This is a genomic window from Streptomyces sp. NPDC059897, from assembly GCF_042730865.1.
GTDB lineage: Bacteria > Actinomycetota > Actinomycetes > Streptomycetales > Streptomycetaceae > Streptomyces.
This window is the reverse complement of the sequence record NZ_JBHWKQ010000050.1, coordinates 1-22,902: the sequence shown is the minus strand read 5'-3', so window position 1 is coordinate 22,902 and position 22,902 is coordinate 1. Positions and strand designations below refer to the sequence as shown.

Annotated in this window: 26 protein-coding genes; 8 read left to right on the top strand and 18 right to left on the bottom strand. The window is 71.4% G+C overall.

Features of this window, described 5'->3' with window-relative positions:
* Window positions 1-16 precede the first annotated feature (16 nt).
* From ACFV9W_RS34405 to ACFV9W_RS34390, 4 genes are all read right to left on the bottom strand, one after another.
* Entirely contained in the window at window positions 17-1,549 is a 1,533-nt protein-coding gene (locus ACFV9W_RS34405; protein ID WP_385769115.1) for an MFS transporter, read from the bottom strand.
* Window positions 1,550-1,716: 167 nt separating this feature from the next.
* A complete protein-coding gene (locus ACFV9W_RS34400; protein ID WP_385769113.1) occupies window positions 1,717-2,997 on the bottom strand; it encodes a cation:proton antiporter in 1,281 nt (426 codons plus the stop codon).
* 4 nt (window positions 2,998-3,001) lie between these two features.
* Entirely contained in the window at window positions 3,002-3,487 is a 486-nt protein-coding gene (locus ACFV9W_RS34395) for a TrkA C-terminal domain-containing protein (RefSeq protein WP_326022440.1), read from the bottom strand.
* A gap of 112 nt (window positions 3,488-3,599) precedes the next feature.
* Window positions 3,600-5,153 carry an ATP-dependent DNA ligase gene (locus ACFV9W_RS34390; RefSeq protein ID WP_385769110.1) on the bottom strand — a complete coding sequence of 518 codons (1,554 nt, stop codon included), beginning with the start codon at window positions 5,151-5,153 and terminating at the stop codon, window positions 3,600-3,602.
* Window positions 5,154-5,294: 141 nt separating this feature from the next.
* On the opposite strand from ACFV9W_RS34390, the gene ACFV9W_RS34385 reads away from it, so the two are divergent.
* Entirely contained in the window at window positions 5,295-6,050 is a 756-nt protein-coding gene (locus tag ACFV9W_RS34385) for a dienelactone hydrolase family protein (protein ID WP_385769108.1), read from the top strand.
* Between the two features lie 23 nt (window positions 6,051-6,073).
* Here ACFV9W_RS34385 and ACFV9W_RS34380 read toward each other — a convergent pair whose 3' ends face one another.
* Window positions 6,074-6,571, bottom strand: a complete 498-nt coding sequence (locus ACFV9W_RS34380; protein WP_385769106.1) for a glutathione peroxidase — start codon at window positions 6,569-6,571, stop codon at window positions 6,074-6,076.
* A gap of 68 nt (window positions 6,572-6,639) precedes the next feature.
* Complete coding sequence (locus tag ACFV9W_RS34375) at window positions 6,640-6,936, bottom strand: hypothetical protein (protein WP_385769104.1); 297 nt, start codon at window positions 6,934-6,936, stop codon at window positions 6,640-6,642.
* A gap of 172 nt (window positions 6,937-7,108) precedes the next feature.
* Here ACFV9W_RS34375 and ACFV9W_RS34370 point away from each other — a divergent pair, with 172 nt between their 5' ends.
* The 3 genes from ACFV9W_RS34370 to ACFV9W_RS34360 all read left to right on the top strand — a co-directional run bounded on the left by ACFV9W_RS34370 (window position 7,109) and on the right by ACFV9W_RS34360 (window position 8,360).
* Complete coding sequence (locus ACFV9W_RS34370; protein WP_385769102.1) at window positions 7,109-7,303, top strand: hypothetical protein; 195 nt, start codon at window positions 7,109-7,111, stop codon at window positions 7,301-7,303.
* Between the two features lie 68 nt (window positions 7,304-7,371).
* Window positions 7,372-7,530: a hypothetical protein gene (locus ACFV9W_RS34365; RefSeq protein ID WP_385769100.1), complete on the top strand. Its 159-nt coding sequence runs from the start codon at window positions 7,372-7,374 to the stop codon at window positions 7,528-7,530.
* A 191-nt stretch (window positions 7,531-7,721) separates the two neighbouring features.
* Window positions 7,722-8,360 carry a DedA family protein gene (locus tag ACFV9W_RS34360; protein ID WP_385769098.1) on the top strand — a complete coding sequence of 213 codons (639 nt, stop codon included), beginning with the start codon at window positions 7,722-7,724 and terminating at the stop codon, window positions 8,358-8,360.
* On the opposite strand, the gene ACFV9W_RS34355 is transcribed toward ACFV9W_RS34360, so the two are convergent.
* Window positions 8,294-9,076, bottom strand: coding sequence for an alpha/beta fold hydrolase (locus ACFV9W_RS34355; RefSeq protein WP_385769096.1), 783 nt, complete (start codon window positions 9,074-9,076; stop codon window positions 8,294-8,296). The two genes, ACFV9W_RS34360 and ACFV9W_RS34355, sit on opposite strands and share 67 nt — an antisense overlap.
* A 74-nt stretch (window positions 9,077-9,150) precedes the next feature.
* On the opposite strand from ACFV9W_RS34355, the gene ACFV9W_RS34350 reads away from it, so the two are divergent.
* On the top strand, window positions 9,151-9,615 hold the full coding sequence (locus ACFV9W_RS34350) for a MarR family winged helix-turn-helix transcriptional regulator (RefSeq protein WP_385769094.1): 465 nt from the start codon (window positions 9,151-9,153) through the stop codon (window positions 9,613-9,615).
* A 21-nt stretch (window positions 9,616-9,636) separates the two neighbouring features.
* On the opposite strand, the gene ACFV9W_RS34345 is transcribed toward ACFV9W_RS34350, so the two are convergent.
* Together ACFV9W_RS34345 and ACFV9W_RS34340 are read right to left on the bottom strand one after the other, a co-directional pair.
* A complete protein-coding gene (locus ACFV9W_RS34345; protein ID WP_385769092.1) occupies window positions 9,637-10,383 on the bottom strand; it encodes a DUF6333 family protein in 747 nt (248 codons plus the stop codon).
* Window positions 10,384-10,446: 63 nt separating this feature from the next.
* Window positions 10,447-11,238, bottom strand: coding sequence for an ABC transporter permease (locus ACFV9W_RS34340; protein WP_385769090.1), 792 nt, complete (start codon window positions 11,236-11,238; stop codon window positions 10,447-10,449).
* Between the two features lie 120 nt (window positions 11,239-11,358).
* Between ACFV9W_RS34340 and ACFV9W_RS34335 the strand changes: the two genes are divergently transcribed.
* Window positions 11,359-12,444, top strand: a complete 1,086-nt coding sequence (locus tag ACFV9W_RS34335) for an S-(hydroxymethyl)mycothiol dehydrogenase (RefSeq protein ID WP_385769088.1) — start codon at window positions 11,359-11,361, stop codon at window positions 12,442-12,444.
* Window positions 12,444-13,082 (top strand): MBL fold metallo-hydrolase, encoded by a 639-nt coding sequence (locus ACFV9W_RS34330; protein WP_385769086.1) that lies wholly within the window; start codon window positions 12,444-12,446, stop codon window positions 13,080-13,082. Before ACFV9W_RS34335 ends, ACFV9W_RS34330 begins: the two co-directional genes overlap by 1 nt.
* 53 nt (window positions 13,083-13,135) lie before the next feature.
* Here ACFV9W_RS34330 and ACFV9W_RS34325 read toward each other — a convergent pair whose 3' ends face one another.
* The 3 genes from ACFV9W_RS34325 to ACFV9W_RS34315 form a co-directional block, all read right to left on the bottom strand.
* The gene (locus tag ACFV9W_RS34325; protein ID WP_385769084.1) at window positions 13,136-13,537 is read right to left on the bottom strand and encodes an ATP-binding protein; all 402 of its coding nucleotides are present in this window, start codon (window positions 13,535-13,537) and stop codon (window positions 13,136-13,138) included.
* Between the two features lie 131 nt (window positions 13,538-13,668).
* Window positions 13,669-13,974 (bottom strand): hypothetical protein, encoded by a 306-nt coding sequence (locus tag ACFV9W_RS34320; protein WP_385769082.1) that lies wholly within the window; start codon window positions 13,972-13,974, stop codon window positions 13,669-13,671.
* 107 nt (window positions 13,975-14,081) lie between these two features.
* A complete protein-coding gene (locus ACFV9W_RS34315; protein ID WP_385769080.1) occupies window positions 14,082-15,659 on the bottom strand; it encodes an FMN-binding glutamate synthase family protein in 1,578 nt (525 codons plus the stop codon).
* Between the two features lie 127 nt (window positions 15,660-15,786).
* Between ACFV9W_RS34315 and ACFV9W_RS34310 the strand changes: the two genes are divergently transcribed.
* Window positions 15,787-16,482 (top strand): DUF2470 domain-containing protein, encoded by a 696-nt coding sequence (locus ACFV9W_RS34310; protein WP_385769078.1) that lies wholly within the window; start codon window positions 15,787-15,789, stop codon window positions 16,480-16,482.
* On the opposite strand, the gene ACFV9W_RS34305 is transcribed toward ACFV9W_RS34310, so the two are convergent.
* From ACFV9W_RS34305 to ACFV9W_RS34280, 6 genes are all read right to left on the bottom strand, one after another.
* Window positions 16,463-17,530 (bottom strand): acyltransferase family protein, encoded by a 1,068-nt coding sequence (locus ACFV9W_RS34305; RefSeq protein WP_385769076.1) that lies wholly within the window; start codon window positions 17,528-17,530, stop codon window positions 16,463-16,465. The genes ACFV9W_RS34310 and ACFV9W_RS34305 overlap by 20 nt on opposite strands.
* A 112-nt stretch (window positions 17,531-17,642) precedes the next feature.
* A complete protein-coding gene (locus ACFV9W_RS34300) occupies window positions 17,643-18,434 on the bottom strand; it encodes an SDR family NAD(P)-dependent oxidoreductase (RefSeq protein ID WP_385769074.1) in 792 nt (263 codons plus the stop codon).
* Between the two features lie 8 nt (window positions 18,435-18,442).
* Window positions 18,443-19,111, bottom strand: a complete 669-nt coding sequence (locus tag ACFV9W_RS34295; RefSeq protein WP_385769072.1) for a TetR family transcriptional regulator — start codon at window positions 19,109-19,111, stop codon at window positions 18,443-18,445.
* Between the two features lie 81 nt (window positions 19,112-19,192).
* Entirely contained in the window at window positions 19,193-20,233 is a 1,041-nt protein-coding gene (locus ACFV9W_RS34290) for a PhlD (RefSeq protein WP_385769070.1), read from the bottom strand.
* 98 nt (window positions 20,234-20,331) lie between these two features.
* A complete protein-coding gene (locus ACFV9W_RS34285; protein ID WP_385769068.1) occupies window positions 20,332-21,153 on the bottom strand; it encodes a helix-turn-helix transcriptional regulator in 822 nt (273 codons plus the stop codon).
* A 424-nt stretch (window positions 21,154-21,577) separates the two neighbouring features.
* A complete protein-coding gene (locus ACFV9W_RS34280) occupies window positions 21,578-22,771 on the bottom strand; it encodes a DUF4032 domain-containing protein (RefSeq protein WP_385769066.1) in 1,194 nt (397 codons plus the stop codon).
* Window positions 22,772-22,902: the final 131 nt, after the last annotated feature.

Sequence of the window (22,902 nt, the reverse complement as noted above, 5' to 3'; positions counted from 1 at the left end):
GAACCGAGGCGGCATGTCACATGTGCGCGGCACCCTCGCCGGACATCACCTTCGGCGCCCCCGGCCGGTACAGGAGCAGCGTGACGACGAAGCCGATGCCGAAGAAGGCCGCCGACCACCAGTAGGCGGTCGAATAGCTCTCGATCGCGGCCTCCGCGCGCACCAGCGGGGTGGGCCGCTTGCCCACGAGGTAACTGGTCGCGGCGGTCGTGGCCAGCGTGTTCAGCAGCGCCGTGCCGATGGAACCGCCCACCTGCTGACTGGTGTTGACCATCGCGGAGGCGACCCCGGCGTCGTGCGTCGCGACACCGGAGGTGGCGAGGTTCATGGCCGTCGCGAAGATCATGCCCATGCCGAGGCCCATCACCATCGTCGGCAGCAGCACATGGCCGGCGTACGTGCTGTCGATGTCGAGGAAGGTCAGCCAGATCATCGCCCCCACCGCCAGGGCCATGCCCAGCGGCACGATCGGCTTCGGCCCGTACTTCGGCGCGAGGGAGTTCTGCGTGACCATCGACGAGAAGATCATGCAGGCGACCATCGGCAGGAACGCCACACCGGTCTGCACCGGCGAGAACTCCAGGATCTGCTGCAGGTAGTACGTCAGGAAGAGGAAGACGCCGAACATGCCGGCACCGGCGATGAACATCGCGAGGTACGACGCGCCGCGGTCCCGGTCCAGGGGCACGCGCAGCGGCAGCAGCGGATGCTCGGCCCGCATCTCGAACCGGGCGAACGCGACCAGCAGGATCACGCCGATCACCAGGAAGCCCCACGTCAGGAAGTCGCCCCAGTCGTGCGTCTCCGCGTTCGAGAACCCGTACACGATGCAGAACAGGCCCGCCGACACCAGGATCGTGCCGGGCACGTCCAGCTTCGGCCGGTCCACGGGGCGTCCGCCGTGCAGCAGGCGCAGGCCGCCCAGGAACGCGAAGGCGGCGAAGAACAGGTTCACGAACAGGCACCAGCGCCAGTCCAGGTACTCGGTCAGCACACCACCCAGCAGCAGCCCGACCGCGCCGCCCGCACCTGCGATGGCGCCGTAGATGCCGAAGGCCTTGGCCCGCTCCTTGGGGTCGGTGAACGTCGTCGTCAGCAGGGAGAGCGCGGCAGGCGCGAGCAGCGCGCCGAACGCGCCCTGCAGGGCGCGCGCCGCGACGAGCATCTCGAAGCTGCTCGCGGCGCCGCCCAGCGCGGAGGCCACCGCGAACCCGACCAGACCCGTGAGGAAGACGGTCTTGCGGCCGACCAGGTCGGCGATCCGCCCGCCGAGCAGCAGCAGACTGCCGAACGCCAGGGAGTACGCGGTCACGATCCACTGCCGGTTGCCGTCGGAGAACCCGAGGTCCTTCTGAGCGGACGGCAGCGCGATGTTCACGATGGTGGCGTCGAGGACGACCATCAGCTGTGCCAGGCCGATCACGGCCAGGATCAGCCACCGGTGCTCATGCTTGCCCCCGCCCGCGTACGGCGTCGCTCCGCCATCGGGAGGGACGCTCTGTATACCGGGTTCGGCGCCTGCCGCGGACGTGTCGGACGAGCGATCCATCGTGGCCTCCAAACCACCGGACCCCCCGATCGACTTCGCCCACCACGCTAAGCGCCCTGGTCATGACGGGCGACTGGAGAGAGAACGGGGCCGTTCTCCGTGACTGGAGAACGGCCCCGTCGGGTGCCGGGTACCGGCGGCGTGCGCCGGGTGTCAGCGGCGGCTCGTCAACGGCTGTGCTCGTCCACGGCGGCCGGCTTGTCGTCGGGCTTCTCGTCCGGCTTCTCCGCCGGCGCGGACTGCTCGGCCGCACGCGGCTCGGGAACCGCGCCCGCGCCCGCGGCCACCGCCGTGCGCTGCGGGAACAGCCGCTGCGCGAGGGGCTGGACGAAACGGGCGGTCAGCGGGCCCACGATCACCAGGATCAGCACGTACGCGGTGGCCAGCGGGCCGAGCCGCGGCTCGATGCCGGAGGTGACGGCGAGGCCCGCGATCACGATGGAGAACTCGCCGCGCGCCACCAGCGCGCCACCGGCCCGCCAGCGCCCCTTGACGGAGATCCCGGCGCGGCGCGCCGCCCAGTACCCCGACGCGATCTTCGTGCAGGCCGTCACCACGGCGAGCAGCAGCGCGGGCAGCAGCACCGGCGGAATGCTCGCCGGGTCGGTGTGCAGGCCGAAGAAGACGAAGAAGACGGCCGCGAACAGGTCGCGCAGCGGGGACAGCAGCGTATGCGTGTTCTCGGCGACCTCACCGGACAGCGCGATGCCCACGAGGAACGCGCCCACGGCGGCGGACACCTGGAGCTGCTGCGCGAGACCCGCGACCAGAATGGTCAGGCCGAGCACCACGAGGAGCAGCTTCTCCGGGTCGTCGCTGGAGACGAACTTCGAGATGTGCCGCCCGTAGCGCACCGCGATGAACAGCACCAGACCCGCGGCGCCGAGCGCGATGGCGAGCGTGAGCCCGCCGGCCGCCCAGCCGACACCGGCGAGCAGCGCGGTGATGATGGGCAGGTACACGGCCATCGCCAGGTCCTCGAGCACCAGGATGCTGAGGATCACCGGCGTCTCGCGGTTGCCGAGCCGGCCCAGGTCCCCGAGCACCTTGGCGATCACGCCCGAGGACGAGATCCAGGTGACACCCGCGAGCACCACGGCGGCCACCGGACCCCAGCCCATGAGCAGGGCGGCGATGGCACCAGGCAGCGCGTTGAACGTCATGTCGACGAGGCCGGCCGGATATTGCGTCTTCAGGTTGGTGACGAGATCGCTGGCCGTGTACTCGAGACCGAGCATCAACAGCAGCAGGATCACGCCTATTTCGGAGCCGATGGCGACGAACTCCTCGCTCGCGCCGAGCGGCAGCAGACCGCCCTCGCCGAACGCGAGCCCAGCCAGCAGATACAGCGGGATGGGTGAGAACCGCAGCCGCCCCGCGAGCCGCCCGAGCAGCCCGAGCGCCAGCGTGATGGCACCGAATTCGATCAGAAAAAGAGCACTGTGCATACGGTCACTCCCGGCCCAGAATCGTGGCCGCCGCGTCGACGCCCTCCCGCGTACCGATGACGATGACCGTGTCGCCGCCCGCGAGCCGGAAGTCCGGCGTCGGCGACGGAATCGCGTCGGCGCGGCGCAGCACGGCCACGATCGAAGCGCCGGTATCGGTGCGCATCTTCGTCTCGCCGAGCAGCCGCCCGTTCCAGATCGAGGTCCCCGGCACCTCGATGCGCTCGGCGACCAGGCCCAGATCGGTGGTGTGCAACAGGTTCGGGCTGTGGTGCGAGGGCGTCAACGCGTCGATGAGATACGCCGCTTCCCCCGACGTCAGCTTCAGCGACAGGTCGCAGGCGTCCGGGTCGTCCGCCCGGTACGCGCTGAGGGTGCGGCCCCCGTCCCGATGGGCGACGACCGACAGCTGGCGCTGCTCGCGGGTCGTGAGGTCATAGCGGTAGCCGATCCCCGGCAATGGTGTCCTGCTCAGGCGTGAAGCGGGCACGTCTCTCCCCTTGTCCGTGCGTGGCCGCTGTCCCGGCGGCCAATAGGTGGCAGATGCAACTTTAGATGGATGTCCGTCACCCTATACGCGCCAAGCTTTGGCAAAGAAACGGTCAGACGTCGAGGGGCGGGTGCGCGGCGAGCAGCGCCTCCACCGTGTCCGCCTGCCCGGCCGTTTTGTCCTCCCGGTACCGCACCACGCGCGCGAAACGGAGCGTCACGCCCGCCGGGTAGCGCGTCGAGCGCTGCAGCCCGTCGTAGGCGATCTCCACGACCAACTCGGGGCGCACGGTCACGACATGGCCGTCGTCATTGACGGCGAGCTCGAGCAGCCGCTCCGTCTGCCAGGCCAGCAGCGCGTCGGTGAGCCCCTTGAACGTCTTGCCGAGCATCGCGTACGTGCCGTCGGCGTTGCGCGCGCCCAGGTGCAGGTTGGACAGCTTTCCGGTGCGGCGCCCGTGACCCCACTCGGCGGCGAGCACGACCAGGTCCAGGGTGTGCACGGGCTTGACCTTCAACCAGGACGCGCCCCGGCGGCCCGCGCTGTACGGGGCCTCCAGCCCTTTGAGCACGACCCCCTCATGGCCGCGCGCGAGGGTGTCGGCGAAGAACGCCTCGGCGGCGTCCCGGCGGTCTGCGCCGTCCGTGCCGTCGTCCTCGACCACGAGGCGCCGCACCCGCATCGGCTCCGGGACGAGCAGGGCCAGCTGCTCGTGCCGCCTGGCGAACGGCAGGTCCAGCAGATCCCGCCCGTCGGCGTACAGCACATCGAAGAAGACGGGGGAGACCGGCAGCGCCTCCGCGGCCCGCGCGACATCGACCCGCGACCCGACGCGCCCCGCCACGTCCTGGAACGCGCGCGGCCGCCCGTCCTCGCCGAGCGCGATGACCTCACCGTCGAGGACGAACCGCTCGCCGGGGAACTCCCGGACGGCGCCGGTCACTTCGGGCAGCCGGTCGGTGATGTCGTCGAGCGTCCGGGTGTAGACGCGCACGGCATCGCCGTCCCGGTGGACCTGTACGCGAATGCCGTCGAGCTTCTCCTCCACGGCGCAGGTGCCCAACTTGTCGATCGCCTCGCCGACGCCTGCGGCACTGTGCGCGAGCATCGGCAGCACGGGCCGGCCGACGGTGAGCCGAAAGTCCTCGAGCGCTTCGGGTCCGCGTGCGAGCAGCGCCTGCGCGACCTCCTGCAACCCACCGGCGAGCATCACGGCACGCCGTACGTCGGCGGGGGCGGCCCCGGTCGCCTGCGCGAGCCCTTCCGTGGCGACTGCATCCAGGGCGCCCTGCCGTACCTCACCGGTCACGAGCCCGAACAGAAACCGCTGCTCGTCCTCGGTGGCGGCCCCCATCAGCTCCCCGACGAGCCGCTTGCGCTCGGCCTGAGACCCGGCGCCGGACACGTCCCCGAGCTCGGTCATCAGCGCGTCGACGTCCTGCACGGTGAGCCGGGGCTCCGGCGCCGCCTCGACCCGCTCGCTCAGCACCCGCCAGCCGACACCGAGCCGCCCCTGGGGCAGCCGCCCCGCGAGATACGGGATGACGATCGGCACGTCGTCCGGCTCGGCGTCCCGGAACAGTTCGGCGAGCAGCGCGATCTTGCGCGACCGCGCGGAGGCGGCGGCGACGTCCTGGGACACCTGAGCGAGCCGGGCGAACAGCATGCAGCCATGGTGCTACGGGCGGAGTGGGGCCGCAGCGGGACGGGCACCGGCCGGGTCGTCTCCGTGCCCCGGCAGAACCGCCTTCTGCCCGAGGCAGAACACCGGCCCGGCCGGACTCGACGATCACTACAGTCCAGGCGCATGACGACGGATACACGGCACACGCCCACCACCCGCACGGTCACCACGCGCACGATCGAATACGCGGCCGACGGCCTGACCATGATCGGGCACCTCGCGCTCCCGGCCGGTGTCGACCGCCGGCCCGCGGTCCTGGTCGGTCCCGAAGGGGTGGGGCTCAGCGACGTCGAGCGCCGCCGGGCCGACGCGCTCGCCGAGCTGGGATACGTGGCGCTGGCCTTCGACCTCCACGGCGGGCGCTATCTGGGCGACCCCGAGGAGATGCTGGCCCGCTGCATGCCACTGCTCGCCGACCCCGACCGGATGCGAGGCATCGGCCACGCGGCCCTCGACGTGCTCCGCGCCGAACCGCGCGCCGACCCGGAGCGGATCGCCGCCGTCGGCTACGGCACCGGGGGCGCGATCGCGCTGGAACTCGGGCGCGACGGCGTCGACCTGCGCGCGATCGCGACGGTCAACGCACTGACCACGGGCCGACCCGGCGAGGCGGCGCACATCCGCTGCCCGGTGTGGGCCGGGGTCGGGTCGGAGGACCCGATCATGCCGCCCGCGCAACGGGACGCGTTCACCGCCGAGATGCAGGCCGCGGGCGTCGACTGGCGCCTCGCGGTCTACGGCGGCGCCCTGCACGCCTTCCATCACCCAACGGTCGAGCACGTCGTGCGCCCCGGGGTCGGCTACCACCCGCTGCACGCGCGGCGAGCCTGGCGGGACGTCGTCGACCTGCTCGCCGAGTGCCTGCCCGTCACGGACTGAGCCGGCCGTTGGCTGACAGACCCTCAGCTCTCCGCCGACAGCTCCCGCTCGATGGCCGCCACGACCTCCGGGGCGTCCGGAGTCGTCTGCGGCGAGAAGCGGGCGACGACGTCACCGGAGCGACCCACCAGGAACTTCTCGAAGTTCCAGCGGATGTCGCCGGTGTGGCCCTCGGCGTCCGCCGTGTCCACGAGGTTCGCGTACAGCGCGTGCCGCGCCTCGCCGTTGACGTCGACCTTCTCCGTCATCGGGAACGTGACGCCGTACGTCGCCGAGCAGAACTCGGAGATCTCGTCGGCGGTACCGGGCTCCTGCCCCATGAACTGGTTGCAGGGCACGCCGAGAACCGTGAACCCGCGCGCCGCGTACTGCTTCTGGAGCTCCTCCAGGGCGGTGTACTGCGGCGTGAGCCCGCACTTGGAGGCAACGTTGACGATCAGGACGGCCTTGCCCTGGTACTGGGAGAGGTCGGCGGCGCCGCCCTGAAGGTTGTCGATCTGCACTGCGTCGTAAATGGTCATGCTGCGGAGCGTACGCCGGGACTCCGACAGCGAGGCGACCGCGCCCCGGCTCCGGCTGTGCCTGTGCCTCAGAGAACGAAGACGCTCTGCGCGGTCTCGGTGTGGTACGTCTCGCCGGGATAGACCAGCCACTCGACCTGGCCGGCACAGTCGGGGCCCGAGTGCACCTCCGCGATGGCGTCGGTGTTGTTGGTGATGGAGGACGGGAACCAGTCCATCGGGTAGCAGCCGCTCGGGTTCTCGTGGGCCACGCCATTGACCTCGAGGATGCCTTCGGCTGCGTAAGCGGAGGTGGGAACGGACAGGGCGACGAGAGCCGCCGCTGCGGTGGTGCCGAGCGCGGTGGTGATGCGACGAAGGTTCATGATCGAGACAACGCCGGGCACTCGCGTTGGTCACGCGCCTAAGGGGTGACGTGACCCGCGAGGTTGTCAACTGCCTTGAGATCCGGGGGCGAGGCTCACAGGACGACACACATAACCCCTGCCCCGTGTGTCAGCTTGCGCGGGAAATCGAACACGCGCTCTAATCGGTCTCATGCGGAACACGATCACTGAGGACCTGGTGCAGACACAGCGGGAGTGGGACGCGACCTACCGGCAGCTCGCCGATCGGCCCGGTCGTACCGCTCTGCGGCGGCGTCTGCTGCATCTTTCCCGGGTGCTGGCGGGCGAGAAGCTCACCCCGACGCAGAAGGCGGAGCTGCGCCGGCGGGCGCGGGGGCGGGTGTGACGCCGCGCCTGATAGTCGTGCACCGGCCGTCGGCGTCGAGCGGAGGACGGCGGGTCACCGTCGGCGGTGTGGACTTCGGACTTGCCCGGGGCGACCACGACCTGATCGAATTCCTGCGTCGGGCCGGGCTCGACGATGCCGATCAACTGGTGTCCGGGGACGCGTCAATCATCCAGTGGCGCGGTGGACGGGCGCACGAATACGAGGTCGAGGGCGACGGGGGATAGCCCCAGCCCGGATACGGAGGGCAGCCCCAGGGCGCGGGGCGTCGGTTGCGGGCATCGTGGTGACCTCGATCCGTCGGCGGTTCGGGCTGCGGAAACACGCCCCCGAGTCCCTTAGGGGGAGCTCCCAGAGGTTTCCCCGAGATACGCCAACTCCTCTAGTTTTGTTCACTTCCCTCCCGTTATCTGTAGGTATGCCCGACTACCTGATGTACGGCCTGCTGGTCCTGTGCGTCGTGCCTCCACTGGTGCCGAACTCGTGGCTGCTCGTCGGCGCCGGGGCCATGGCGGCCGACGGCCGTCTCGAACTCGCGGTCGTACTGCTGGTGGTGTCGGGCGCCGCCGTCCTCGGGGACCTGCTGGTGTACCGGTCCACGCGCCGTTTCGGCGGGCCGGTGCTGCGTCGGCTGCGGCGCAAGCGACGGCGTGCCGCGCTCCTCGACTGGGCTGCCGTGCGGGTGCGCCGGCACGGGATCCCGTTCGTCATCGGCATCCGGTTCCTGCCCACAGGGCGATTCGTCGGCGCGGTCGCGGCCGGGCTCGTCGACTTCCGGTTGAGCCGGTTCCTGGTTGCCTCGGGTATCGCCGAAGGGGTCTGGGCCTCGTACTCGACGGGGGTCGGGGTGCTCGGCGGGATCGCCGCCGGTGGGCCGTTCACCGGCGCGCTGCTCGGGCTGGCCATCTCGGGAGGCGTGGCGGGCCTCGCCGCGGGTGTGCGGTGGCTCGCGGTGCGGCGCGCGCGCCGGAGGGAGGCGGCGTGCGGGTGTCACATGGAGCGCAAGGCGTCCGCGAGCGCCCCGTTGAAGGCCTCCGGGTTCTCCATGTTCGGGTAGTGCGCGGCGTCGGGGATCGACACCGCGCGCCCGTCGGCGATGCTGCCGGTCAGGCGCTCCGCCATGCCGATGTGGTCGGGGGAGTCGAGGGCGCCGTTGATGGCGCGGACCGGGACCGTGAGTCCGGCGGCGCGGGCCCACGTGTCCTGGAGCGGGACGCTCCAGTCGGGTTCCTCCGCCGTGTGTTTCGACATCGTGCTCCACGTCATCGCGCGCAGCCGTTCGACGACTTGGGGGTCGAGGTCGTCGAGCGTACGGTGCGGTCCCGACGCGAAAGCGGTGAACGCCTCGACCGCGGCGGCCACGTCGCCCGCGGCCATCGCCGACTGCCAGGTGGCCCAGATCCCGGTCGTCCAGGGGTCCGTGAAGTACGGCTCGCTGGTGCCGGCGCCGCTGGTGACCACGCCGGCGACCAGTTCCGGGTGCTCGAGCGCGGTGTCGATCGCGATGCTCGCGCCCATCGAGACGCCCACCAGGGTCGCCGGGCCGGTGTCCAAGTGGCGCAGCAGCGCGGCGAGATCGTCGGTGTGCCGGAACGGTCCCGTGGCGTTGGGGGACCGGCCGTGGCCCCGGGCGTCGGGCGCGATGACACGGTGGTCCGATGTCAGGTGCGGAATCTGGTCGTCCCACATGTGGTGGTCGAGGAAGCCGCCGTGCAGCAGAACCAGGGGGCAGCCGGTGTCTTTGCCTGCGTCGATCCAGAAGAGGTCTGACATGACAACCAGGGTGTCATGTCAGGCATGCGCTCACAAGCAGAATGGCAACTGGGGTGTCATGCCATGATGGCCGGGTGAGCGAGAAGACAGGCCGCGATCCGGCGCCCGCGAACGTGACGGACCGGCTCTCCGAGGTGTTCGACCTCGTGGGGCCGCTGTACCGGCGCGCGTACGCGAGAGTCGAGCGGGACGTCGCCGCCGAAGGGCTGTCGGTGGGGGTGCGGGCCGTGCTCAGCATGCTGCACGGCCGGGGCCGCATGACGGTCCCGCAGATGGGGCGCTTTCAGGCGCTGAGCCGCCAGTTCGTGCAGCGGATGGTGAACGACGCCGCGGCGCGCGGGCTCGTCGAGGCCGTCCCCAACCCCGCCCACAAGAGGTCCTCGCTGATCCGGCTGACCGAGGAGGGCCGCAGCGTCATCGGCGCCGTGCTCGACCGCGAGCGGGAAACGCTGCGCGGGGCCGACGGAGACCTCACCGAGGCCGACATCGACACCTGCCTGCGTGTCCTGTCCAGCCTCCTGGCCGTCATGGACGACTAGGGTCTTCGCTTTCGGACCGGTCTACGGGAACCAGACCGCGTCGATGCTGTTCTCACCCTGCTCGGTCCGCTCGACCAGGAACGTCGACTCGTAGCGCTCCTCGTGCGCGTAGACGCTCAGGGCGCCGCCGGTGAGCGTGTGGAGGAACGCGTGGAAGTCCGCGATCGCTCCGCCGTCCTCGTCGTCTTCGTCGTCCGTGTCGTCCTCGAAATACGCCGCGGCGGCCTCTCCGGAATCGACGCCCGCCGCGGCCAGCGTGGCTCGCGGGTCGCCGATGGTGTCCAGGTCGCCGAAGCCCTCGATCAGCAGGTCCGGGGCGCCCGGCACCGCCGCGAGGACCTTCAAGTACGCCGCGCCGAAGTCGCGTTCGCAGACAGCGACGATCCGCGCGTCGGGGAACCGCTTCCGCTGCGCCTGGAACTCGTCGTCCAGGGCCCCGCCCAGCCCGTCCTCGACGAGCGCCGGGTCGGTGATCTTCACCGTGGAGCCCCACACGGCCACGCTCACCTCGTCCAGGTGCTCCCGCAGGGCGGGGCTCCCCGGAAGCGCGAGCCGGGCCGGGGTGTCCTCGCGGCGCACCGACGCGACCATCGAAAGGGACAGCACTGCCGCCCGCGCCGCTTCGGGGTCGTGGGCAGTGGCCCGCGGCCGCTCGCCCGGCGTGAGCGGGGCGGCGAACGGCGGGTGGACGACCACCAGATGCGCGTGACCGTTGTGCCGGACATCCACTGAAGTGCCGGGCGGTACGGGAGTGGTGCCGGGGTTCATGGGGGCGAGTATGCCGCACCGTTCCACGCCCACCCCCGGCTACAGGCGCTGCGGCGGTCACCCCTACGCCCCCGACGGCTCGCGGTGCAGCCGCCCCCGCGCCACCAGCTCCACCGTCGTCGCCACCGCGATCGCCTGGACGGCCAGCAGCGCCACCAGGACGAAGAGTTGCACCGCCCCGGCGGTCACCGGTGACGCCCCACCGAGGAGCATGCCGACGAAGGCGCCCGGGAGCGTCACCAGGCCCACCGTCCGCGTCTGGTCGAGGCCGGGCAGGAGGGCGTCGGAGGCGGTGGGGCGGGCGATCTCCAGGCGGGCCTCGTGGGGGAGCAGGCCGAGCGCCAGACACGCCTCGACCTCGCCCTTGCGCGCGGTCAGCTCGTCGAGGGCGCGGCGCCCCGCCAGTACCGTCGCCGTCAGCCCGCCGCCGATGAGGATGCCCGTCACCGGGATCACGGCGATGCCGCGGAGCGGGAGCAGGCCACAGGCGATCAGCGCCGCGACGAGCGGGGTCACCGGCGCCGCGATCGGCAGGGCGGCCCAGATCCAGGTCCGGTTCGGGGTGAGCCGGCGGCCCGCCGTACGCGCCGCCACCGCCAGCATGAGCAGCAGGAAGGCCAGCAGCGCCGCCCCGTGCCGCACCACCCAGCCGATCAGGAGCGACACCACAGCCAACTGCACCGCCGCCCGCACGCCCGCGACGGCGATGTCGCGGGACCGGCGCCGCGACCCGTCCGGGGACAGGCGGTACACCGCCGTGATCGCTGCCGCGATCACCAGGAGAACGACGAGCACCGCCGCGAGAGTTCCATTGACGGGAAGGAGGCCGGCCGCCGCCTGGGTTCGAACGTGCACGGGAACACAGTAGAGCGCCCCGACCTGGGCACCGGTGCTGTTCTCCGCTCGACCGGTGAGCGAGGATGGGCGGGTAACAAAGCGTGAAGTTGCCGCGATTGAGAAAGAGGGCTGACCGTCATGGCACAGCAGGTGCAGGGCGTGATCGCGCGGGCCAAGGGTGCCCCCGTGGAGATCGCGACGATCACGGTGCCGGACCCGGGTCCGGGCGAGGCCGTCGTGAAGATCCAGGCGTGCGGGGTCTGCCACACCGATCTGCACTACCGGGAGGGCGGGATCAACGACGAGTTCCCGTTCCTGCTCGGTCACGAGGCGGCGGGTGTCGTCGAATCGGTGGGTGACGGGGTGAGCGAGGTGGCCCCCGGTGACTTCGTGATTCTCAACTGGCGTGCGGTGTGCGGGCAGTGCCGCGCCTGTCAGCGCGGACGCGCCCAGTACTGCTTCAACACCCACAACGCGAAGCAGAAGATGACCCTGGCCGACGGCACCGAGCTGTCGCCGGCGCTGGGCATCGGGGCCTTCGCCGAGAAGACCCTCGTGGCCGCCGGGCAGTGCACCAAGGTGGACCCGGCCGCCTCGCCGGCCGCCGCGGGCCTGCTGGGCTGCGGTGTGATGGCCGGGCTCGGCGCCGCCATCAACACGGGCAATGTGGGCCGTGGCGACTCCGTCGCCGTCATCGGCTGCGGCGGCGTGGGCAACGCCTCCGTCGTCGGCGCCCGCCTCGCCGGCGCCGCGAAGATCATCGCCGTTGACATCGACGACAAGAAGCTCGCCACCGCGCGCGAGCTGGGCGCCACCCACACCGTCAACTCCCGCTCCACCGACCCGATCGAGGCCGTACGCCAGCTGACCGGCGGCTTCGGCGCGGACGTCGTCATCGAGGCGGTCGGCCGCCCGGAGACGTACGAGCAGGCCTTCTACGCGCGCGACCTGGCGGGCACGGTCGTCCTCGTCGGCGTGCCGACTCCGGAGATGAAGCTCGAACTGCCGCTGCTGGACGTGTTCGGGCGTGGTGGCGCGCTCAAGTCGTCCTGGTACGGCGACTGTCTGCCCTCGCGGGACTTCCCGATGCTGATCGACCTGTATCTGCAGGGGCGCCTCGACCTGGACGCGTTCGTGACCGAGACGATCGCCCTGGACGACGTGGAGAAGGCGTTCGAGCGGATGCACCACGGCGACGTGCTGCGTTCGGTGGTGGTGTTCTGATGAGCGAGAACACGGCACGCGTGGACCACCTCGTCACGTCCGGCACGTTCTCCCTCGACGGGGGCACGTGGGACGTCGACAACAACGTGTGGATCGTCGGGGACGACCGCGAGGCGATCGTCATCGACGCCGGGCACGACGCCGACGCCATCGCCGAGGCACTCGGCGAGCGCCGGCTCGTCGCGATCGTGTGCACCCACGCCCACGACGACCACATCGACGCCGCGCCCGCGCTCGCCGCGCGCACCGGGGCGCCGATTCTGCTGCACCCGGCCGACACCGAGCTGTGGAAGCGCACGCACCCGGACCGCGCCCCGGACGGGGAACTGGCCGACGGGCAGAAGATCGCCGTCGCGGGCGTCGAGCTGACGGTGCTGCACACGCCGGGGCACTGCCACGGCGCGGTCAGCCTGTACGCTCCCGCGCTCGGCACGGTGTTCACCGGGGACACGCTCTTCCAGGGCGGTCCCGGCGCGACCGGGCGGACCTTCAGCGACTTCCCGACCATCGTGGAGTCGATCAAGGACCGGCTGCTCACGCTGCCGGGCGAGACCGTCGTGCGCACCGGACACGGTGACAGCACGACGATCGGCGCGGAGGCGCCGAACCTCGACGAATGGATCGCGCGCGGGCACTGATCCCCTGTCCCGACCGGGGCGGCGACTCACCGTCGCCCCGGCCGGGGTGCCGTTCAGCAGGGCGTCAGCACCGCGAAGACCGTCTTTCCGCCCCTCGGATCGGCGCGCACGCTCCAGCGGCGGGCGAGCGCCTGCACCAGTGCGATGCCCCGCCCGGACTCGGCCGTCTGCGAATCCGGTACGAGGCGGGGGAGTCCGGGCGCGTCGTCGTGCACGGCCACGGTCAGCTCACCCGACTGCAGGCACAGGCTCATCCGGCAGCTGTGGCTCCGCGCCTCGGTGGCGTTGGCGACCAGCTCCGACACCACCAGCTCGGCGTCCGTCGCCCCCTCGCCCGTATGTCCGGCGAGAAACCGGCGGGTCAGCCGCCGGGCCCAGCGGGCGGCGCCCGACCCCTGCGGCATCAGGAATTCCACGCGCGCGGCACGCCGGTCGGCGCCCCTCGACGCACGCATGACAACCACTCCCTCTCGTGATCGATTGTGCGTGGCTCGTTCCGTCGGTGACGGTCCCCATTCCCGCGCTGCCGCGGGCTCACCCCTGACCTCGTGCACCGGGTGCCCCGCACCCGCCGCTTCACGCGGGGTCAGCCGCTTTCGGTGGGGTGCGGGTGCGCCAGCGTGTCGAGGAACCGGTCGATGGCGGGGGAGGAGGACGAGGGCGCCCCGTCGGAGCCGTGGGAGCGCTCCACCTGTGGTATCGGCAGCGTGCCCAGATGTGGTGCACGGGACTCCAGGGCCCGCGTCAAATGGAGCCGCTCCAGGGCCCGTTCGGCGGCTGAGGAGCGTACGTACTCGGCCAGTGTCACGCCCAGGTGGTCCGCATGACTGCGTACCGCGGCGTACTCATCCGACGTGAAGAGCTCCCGTAGGAGCGCAGTACTACCGTCCATGTCGGCATGATGCCGCCCCGTATCGCGCCGCGTGGGCGGTTGGCATATTCACCCCCCGTTCGCGTGGAGTTGGCGTTGTTCGATGGCGCGCGCGGGAAGGGCGGCCCTCAGAAGCGGTCGGGATCCGCGGCCGCCCAGTCCGCCGCCCAGGTCGCGGGCGGCCGCTCGGTCAACTGGCCCGGCTCCAGCCAGTCGTGGAGGTGCGCGTAGGAGACGGGCATGTCCGCCGTGGTGCGCCGCATGAGCTGCGACGGGCGCAGTTCGCGCGGATCCTGTACGCCCATCGCGGCCATGATCTGCGCCGCACTGCGCACGGTCGACCCCTGGTAGTGGCGTACGCGTTCGGCCTTGTCGGCGACGTTCAGGGCACGCACACGGCGTGGATCTTGCGTCGTGACGCCCACCGGGCAGGTGTTGGTGTGGCAGCGCTGGGCCTGGATGCAGCCGACCGCGAACATCATGGCGCGCGCCGCGTTCGTGAAGTCGGCGCCCTGGACGAGGCGTTTGACGATGTCGGCGCCGGTGGCGACCTTGCCGCTCGCCCCGACCCGGACGATGTCGCGCAGCCCGGTGCCGACGAGCGCGTTGTGGACCGTGATCAGCCCCTCGGTGAGCGGAGTGCCCAGGTGGTCGGCGAATTCCAGGGGTGCCGCGCCCGTGCCGCCCTCCGATCCGTCCACGATCACGAAGTCGGGCGTCACGTCCTCCGCGACCATCGCCTTGCACACGGCGAGGAACTGCGAGCGCGAGCCCACGCACAGCTTGAACCCGACCGGCTTGCCGCCCGCGAGCCGCCGCAACTCCGCCAGGAACAACACCATTTGACGCGGCGTCGCGAACTCCCGGTGGTACGGCGGCGACACCACCGTCTGCCCTTCCGGTACGTCCCGTACGCGCGCGATCTCCGCGTTGACCTTGCCGCCGGGCAGGACGCCGCCGATGCCCGGCTTCGCGCCCTGGGACAGTTTCAGGGAGACGCACTTGACGTGCTCGTGCGCCGCCTTGTCGGCGAACTCGGCGCGGTCGAAGCGGCCCTCGCTCGTGCGGCAGCCGAAGTAGCCGGTGCCGATCTCCCACACCAGATCGCCGCCGTGCGCCAGATGGTGGTCGGACAGGCCGCCCTCTCCGGTGTCGTGCGCGAAACCCTCGAGCGCCGCGCCCTTGTTGAGCGCGCGGATCGCGTGGCTGGACAGGGCGCCGAAGCTCATCGCCGACACGTTGAGCAGCGCCATGTCGTACGGCCTGGTGCAGTCGGGGCCGCCGACGCGGACGGTGGCCGGCCGCTCGGGCGGGTCGACGGGGCGCAGCGAGGGCACCAGGAACTCGTGACCCGAGGCGTACACGTCGCGCTCGGTACCGAACGGCTCCTCCGCCTCCACCGCCTTCGCCCGCTCGTACACGATGCTGCGCACGTCGCGGTCGTAGGGCCGGCCGTCGTAGTCGCGCTCGACGAAGTACTGCTGCATCTCGGGGCGCAGCGACTCCATCAGGAACCGCAGATGCCCGAGGACCGGATAGTTGCGCAGCACGGAGTGGCGCGACTGGGTCAGGTCCCACACGCCGAGCACCGCGAGCGCGAGGAGCGGGGCGGCGGCGAACCACCACCACGGGGAGAGCAGCAGGGACAGGGCCAGGGCGGCGAGCGCTCCGGCGACGGCGGCGAGGAACACGACGAATCTGCGCACCCGTCGAGTCAATCGCACCGGGCGGCCCTCGCCGGTGGGCGACACAGGAAGAGGGAGGCGGGGTGGGGTGGACCGTCGGCGATCACCTCCGATAAGTTAGGCAAGGCTTACCTAATGGAGGTTCGGGATGGGTGTCCGACAGATCGCTGCCGCCGTGCCCAGCACGGCGGCCCACGCACGCTCCGTGCTCGCCGCCGCATGGACCTGCGGCGTCACCACCGATGTGGGGCAGGACGACCTCGTCGGGGCGCATTGCGTCGACGACGACGGCACGGTCCGCATCGTGCCGCCGCCCGACAGCGTGCTGGCGGCCGCCGTGCTCTGCTCACCGCACGGACGGCCCACCACGCTCCTGGAGTTCGCCGACGCGGCGCCAGTCCCCGTACGCGACCGGGTGCGCGCCCGGGTGTGGCTGTCGGGCGAGCTGGTCCCGGACGGCGACGAGCTGGTGCTGCGGCCCGAACGGGCGGTCCTGCAGACCCGGGCGGGGCGCACCGGCATCGAGCTCGACGAACTCGCCGCCGCCGCGCCCGATCCGCTCGCGCTCGCCGAGCCGCGCCTGCTCACCCATCTCGCCGACGCCCACCCCGAGGCCGTCGAGCAGCTCACCCGGCTCATCGCCCCCGACAGCCTGCACGGCGTCGTCCGGGTCCAGCCGCTCGCGGTCGACCGGCACGGGCTGACGCTGCGTCTGGAGCGGGTGCGCGGCCAGGCCGACGTGCGGCTCGCCTTCCACCGGCCCGCCGACGACCTGGGGTCGCTCACCGAACGCATGCACCACCTGCTCGCCTCGGCGCAGACCGTCAGCCGCCGCCGGAGGTGACCTTCTCGCGGGGCGCCGTCTGTTCGGGCAGGGACCGTCGCTCCGCCGGCCGCCGGAACGCCCAGTCCATGCGGGGCTCGACGACGTAGCGGAACACCCGCCGCACGGGTTCCGTGCACAGTGCGGTGATGAGCGCGACGGCCGCCGCTGTCACGGCCAGCTCGCCGAGCGGGCTGTGCAGCCACGGGTGGTCGTACCAGCCCCAGAACCGGGAGGACTTGATGACGAAACCGTGCAGCAGATACGCGTAGATCGTCCCGGTGCCCAGGGCCGTGAACCACAGTTTGCGGCCCGGCGCCCACGCCAGGAAGCACGCGGTCAGCGCGAGCGCGAGGGCGAACAGGGCGGGCGTCGCGAACAGTCCCGCCCACCCCGGCACGCCCCGCCCCTGCACGCTGCCCCGGTGGTAGAACCAGCCCGCGTCGAACCACGGCGCCGCCCAGTACGCGGCGAGCAGGGCCGCGCCCGTGACGCCCAGCGCCACCCACCGCACGCGCCACGTGCGCACGAGCGCGAAGTGCTCGGGCCGCAGCACCAGGCCCACCACGAAGAACGGCAGGAACTGCAGCACCCGTTGGAGCGCCAGGTCGCCGCCCGCGCCGGGCCACATCGACACGGCCGTGCCCACGGCCAGCGACACGAGTACCGGGTGGCGCAACTGCAGCCACAGCGGCGTCGAGAGCCGCCAGACGAACAGGGCCACCAGGAACCACATCAGATACCAGGGGTCCAGCAGGCTGACCGGATAGCCCGGATCGTCCTGTGCCCACCGGTAGAACAGCGTGTACGCCACCTCGAAGACGACGTACGGCACGACGACGCCGGTCACCAGGCGCCGCAGGCGGTGCGGCGCCATGTCGAAGCTGCGGGAGAAATACCCCGACACCAGAGCGAACGCCGGCATGTGGAAGGCGTAGACGGCGAGATACGCCGCCGTCACCGCACGGGAGCCGTAGGTCAGCGGCTCCCACGCGTGCCCGCAGGCCACGAGGACGATCGTCAGGAATTTGACGTTGTCGAAGTACGACTCGCGTGCCTGCCCTGCCATTGCGTTCGCCGCGCCCTCCACGTCGGGACGGTCCGGGTTCCCTGCCCGGTACCCGTCGCAGACCGTTCCATGAGTGGAGGTGTGACACAAGTGGCGTATGCGGCGTGGCGGGTCAGACCGCCGTGTATGCGCCGTCCACGAGGTGGTAGCTGCCCGCGATGAACGAGGCCCGGTCCGAGAGCAGGAAGACGATCAGCTCGGCGACCTCCTCGGAGGTGCCCAGGCGGCCCGCCGGGTGCAGTGCGACGAGACCGTCGTGGGCGGCCTTGTCCATCTCCTTGAGGAGCGGGGTCTCGATGAAGCCCGGGCCGACCGCGTTGACGCGGATGCCCTTCGCGGCGTACTCGGCGGCGGCCGTCTTCGTCAGGCCGACCACGCCGTGCTTCGCGGCGACGTACGCGGGGGAGCCTGCGAAGCCGACCGAGCCGAGGATCGAGGCGACGTTCACGATGGCGCCGCCGTTGCCCGCGGCCTCGATGGCGGGAATCTCGTAGCGCATGCTGAAGAACACGCCGTCGAGGTTCGTTCGCACCACGCGGTTGTAGACATCGATGTCGTACTCGCCGGTGGGCGCGCTCGCGCCGCCGATGCCGGCGTTGTTCACGGCCAGGTCGAGCCCGCCGAAGGTGTCGACGGAGAAGCGGACGGCCGCCTCGACGGAGGCCGGGTCGGTCACGTCGACGGCGACCGCGGCGGCCTTCAGGCCCTCCGCCTTCAGCGTCTCTGCGGCCTCCTGGGCGCCCTTCTCGTTGTAGTCGGCGATGACGACGTTCGCGCCGCCGCGGCCCAGGCGGCGGGCGGTGGCCAGGCCGATGCCGGAGGCGGAGCCGGTGACGAGGGCGGTCTTCCCGGCGAACTCGGCGGCGTAGTCGGTCACGTTGCCGGTGGTGGGGGTGGTGCTCATGGTGCGATTCACTTTCTGGTAGCGACGTCGGGGGCCGCCGCGCGGGCGGCCTCCTCGATGAGGGCGTCGTAGGCCCGCGCCACCAGTTCGGCGAGGTCTTCGGCGTCCGTGCCAGCGCCGCGCGCCCACGTGCGCAGCGCGGCGGTCAGCACTCCGGCGGCGGCGCCGACGACGGCCTCGGGACGGGGGTCCCGGGCCGGGTCGGTGCCGAGCCGGTCGGCGATGATGCGTACGGACTCGTCCTGGGCGTCGACCCGGATCCGTTCGTACGCGGCGAACAGGGCGGGCTCCGTGTCCACGACCGCGTACAGCTCGCGCAGCCGCGGGCGGTGGTGCCAGCCGGGGGTCTCCCGGTCGGCGAGGTAGTCCGCGACCGCGCGCCGGTAGGCGAGCAGCGGGGGCTCGGCGGCGGGGCGGGCGCGCAGCGCCGCGTTGATGGCCGCGCCGTCGGCCCGCGTGAAGTCCAGGGCCGCGTCCTCCTTGCCCGCGAAGTGCCGGCTGAAGGTGCGGCGGGTGACGTCCGCGCGGTCGGCGATGGCCTCCACGGTCACGTCCCCGAGCCCGCGCTCGAGCACCAGCTCGACGGCGGCCTCCGTGAGCGCCTCGCGCGTCCGGAGGGCCTTGGCCTGCCGGCGGTCGCCGGCGGGCCGGGGGCTGGTGGCCTCGTTCGCCTTCATGTCTTCGACCGTACACCCGAATGTCTCAATGGGACACACGTCCCGGTGGGACATTTTTGTGAGAGGTGGCCGACCGGGCCGTCAGGCGTGCCAGTGCCCGTGCAGCGCGGCGGTCGTGAAGCCGGGGCCGTACGCGACCATCGTTCCGCGGCTGCCGGCGGGGGGCGGGTCCTGGTGGGTGCGTTCGAGGACGCGGAGGACGCTCACGCCGCCCAGGTTCCCCTCGTCGGTGAGCGTGGCCGTGGAGTGGCGGGTGTCGTGCGCGGTCAGGCCCAGGGCCGTGGCCGTGTCCGCGATGATCCGGGGGCTGCCCGGATGGATCACGGCGAAGCCGGTGGGGCGCGCGCCGAGCCAGCCGGTGAGGCTCGGCAGGGTCTCGGTGAAGGCGGCGCGGCCCTGCTTGGTGGCGTCGAAGTGCAGGCCGTCGGCGGTGATCCGGCCACCCAGCTGTCCAGCGGTGCCCGGCAGCACGTGCTCGAAGTCGTCCTCGCACGCGAAACCGGAACCGAGCGGCTCGTCGCTGACCACGGCCGCACCGGCCGAGTCGCCGAACAGCGCCTTGTAGATCATCGCGTCGATGCCGGTGTCGCTGTGGTGGTAGACGGCGGAGATCACCTCGGCGGCGACCACGAGCACCTTGCCGCCCGGGCGGGCCGCCACCATGTCCGCCGCCCGGATCAGCGACTTGGTGCCCCCGGTGCAGGCCAGCGTGGTGTGGGCGAGGGAGCGGGCCGTGGGGCGCAGGCCGAGCCGGGTCATGAGGTGCACGTCCAGGTTGGGCGCTGCCCAGCCGGTGGAGTGCGTGGTGACGATGCCGTCCAGGTCCGCCGCTCTCAGCCCGGCCGCCTCGATGGCCGATGCGGCGGCCTGCTCGGCGAGTTCGAGCGCGTCCGCGAACGCGGTCCGGGCCCGCTCGGCGATGCCCGCCTCGCCCGCGACGGTGGGGGAGTCGAGCGGCCGGGCGAAGTAGCGGGTGCGCACGCCGCACCCCTGGACGGCGCGCACCGCGGCGGCGATCCGGGGGTGTCCCGGGTGGCGTGCGCGTATGTCGTCCGCGATCTCGTCGGTGGTCACCTTGTGGGCACCGAGAACGGTGTGCGGCATCGAGACGTAGGCGGGCATGGGTGTCTCCCACGGGGCTGAGGTGGCTGTGGGGGGCCCGCTCAATTTACGACGCCTTGACTCTTCTGACACGGGAGGTGTGACGCGAGGGGCGGAAATCAGCCTGCGCGCAGGGCGGGCTTCCTGGGGTGCGCGCGGTGCACGCCCGGGTGGAAGACCAGGATCATCAGCCGCGCGCCCGGCGTGGTGAGCGGCTGCGCGGCGCACATCGTCGCCCAGCCGGGGCCCAGCCGCGCGTGCAGCAGCGGCCGTTCGTCGCCGTCGGGGTGCATGGCCGAACCGCCCGAACGGTAGATCGGGGCGGCCTCGGGGTCCGCCAGTACTTCCTTCTCGATCTGCGCGAGCGTGTCGTCGTCGGGGCGCGCGGCGAGGGCGGCGCGCAGCTGGGGCAGCAGCAGCGGCGCCCACGCGCTCTGCCAGTCCACCAGCATGTGCCGGGCGTGCGGGTCGAGCAGCATCCAGCGCATGGTGTTCGCCGGGGGCCGGTGGTCGGGGAACAGCTCCGTGAACGCCCGGTTGCAGGCCAGCAGGTCCCAGGACGAGTCCGAGACGTACGCGATGTGGTCGATGCCGTCGACCGCCTCCTGCCACACGCCGGGGATCTCCTTGCCCGACGTCGGGTACAGCGGTCCCGGCGGGTCCTGCAGCAGCGCGTAGCGGCACAGCAGCACCCACTCCTGCTCGTTCAGTCCGAACAGCCGCGCCACATCGCGCAGCAGTTCCGCCGGGGCGTTCGGGTATGTGCCCGACTCCAGGCGGTGGTACGTGCCGAGCGTGCGGTGCAGGAGTTGGTCGACCTGGTGCTGGGAGAGGCCGGGGGCGCGGCGCCCTTGTCCCGTCGGTCTGCTGAAGCCGTGGGATTCGGGGGCTATGAGGGCGCGCCGTTCACGGAGCAGGGCGCGAAGCGCCGTCTTGTTCATGGTGGGTAATCCCTCGTTGTTCACGCCGAGTTGAGCGTGAGCAGTCTAAATAGTCCTAAGGTCTTTGGTAATAAACATTGCCCGAAGAAAACGATCAGACGGTGCGTCATCATGGGTGGAGTTGGGTTGCCCACCTGCTGGTTTCCTCGTTCGTGCACATGTGGGCGCGGCGTTGCGGCACATGTGCCGGGCCACTCGAAAATGGCTGAAATTTCCCGCTGCGGGTAACCCACAAGCCTCTGCGGCCGTTCACGCAGGTGCGAGTGGGGCCGGGCCACCAATTGCGTTCGATGTGGCCGGAAAATGCGTTGTGAGACGCAAACGCCCACACTCGTCCGGGCGGCCGGTGGAGGTCACTGGCTGCGGTCGGTGCCGTCACTCGCCATCACGTAGCGGCCACGGCACCGGCCGCGCCCGGTCCCGGTCACTGTCCGGTCTTGTGCACACTCCGCACGTAGTCGTCGGCCGCCGCGTCGAGACCGATGTCGTGCTGGGCGCGCTCCGACAAGTACCAGCGGTGCTCCAGGAGTTGGTGGTACAGCTCCGCCGGGTCCATCGGCGTCGATACCCGGTCACGCACGGCGCGCACCGTGGGGCGGAACACGTCACGGACCCAGCGGTGGGCGAGGACCTCGGGGCGGGCGTCGGCCGCGTCCTCCTGCGTCGCCATCCAGCTCTCCAGGTCGGCAAGGAGTCGCCGCGCCTGATTCTCCTCGGCGTCCATGCCGGTCAGGCGCAGCAGCTGGCGCTGATGGTGGCCCGCGTCGACGACCTTCGGGACGAACGTGACGGTGTCGCCCAGCGGAGAGCGGGAGATCTGCATCTCGGCCACGTCGAAGCCCAGATCGTTGAGGCGGCGGATGCGGCGGTCCATGTAGTGGTGCTTGCCGGCCGGGTACACCGACGTGCGGGTCAGTTCGGTCCACAGGTTCGTGTACCGCTGCACGATCTCCGTGCCGAACTCGATCGGGTCGATGGAAGGGTGCAGCGCGCCCGACGCCTCCAGGTCGAGCATCTCGCCCGCGATGTTCACCCGCGCCAGATCGATGTCGTACTCCCGCTGCCCGTCGCTCAACCGCGGGTGCAGCTCGCCGGTCTCGGCGTCCACCAGGTAGGCGGCGTACGCGCCCGCGTCCCGGCGGAAGAGGGTGTTGGACAGCGAGCAGTCGCCCCAGGCGAAGCCGGCGAGATGCAGCCGCACGAGCAGCACGGCGAGCGCGTCCATCAGCCGGTGCACGGTCGTCGGCCGCAGCGTCGTCTCGAACATCGAACGGTACGGCTGCGAACCGCCCAGGTGCCGGGTGATCAGCACCGGTTCGAGCGGGTTCCCCGCGGGGTCCTCGCGGCCCGTGACGACCGCGAGCGGGTCCACAGCGGGGATCCCCAACCGGTCGAGCGTGCGCAGCAGTTCGTACTCGCGCAGCGCCGGACGCTGGGCCAGCTCCTTCACGGCGACGACCTCGTCCCCGGCGCGCGCGTAGCGCACCACGTGCCGCGAGATGCCGCGCGGTAGCGGCACCAGGTGCTCCTCGGGCCACTCCTCCAGCGGGATGTGCCAGGGCAGGGCGAGCAGGAGCACCGGGTGCTCGGGGTTGGTGGCGCTGATCTCGAGCGGCATGACGACCAGGGTAAACGGGGCCTGGTAGCCCATCGGCCTAGTAGTGCTTCGTTAGGTCTGTTCGTTGAGGCTGATCAGGAGCATGTTGGATGTGTGGACGCACATGAAGTGAACCGTCTGCGGGCGGAGTT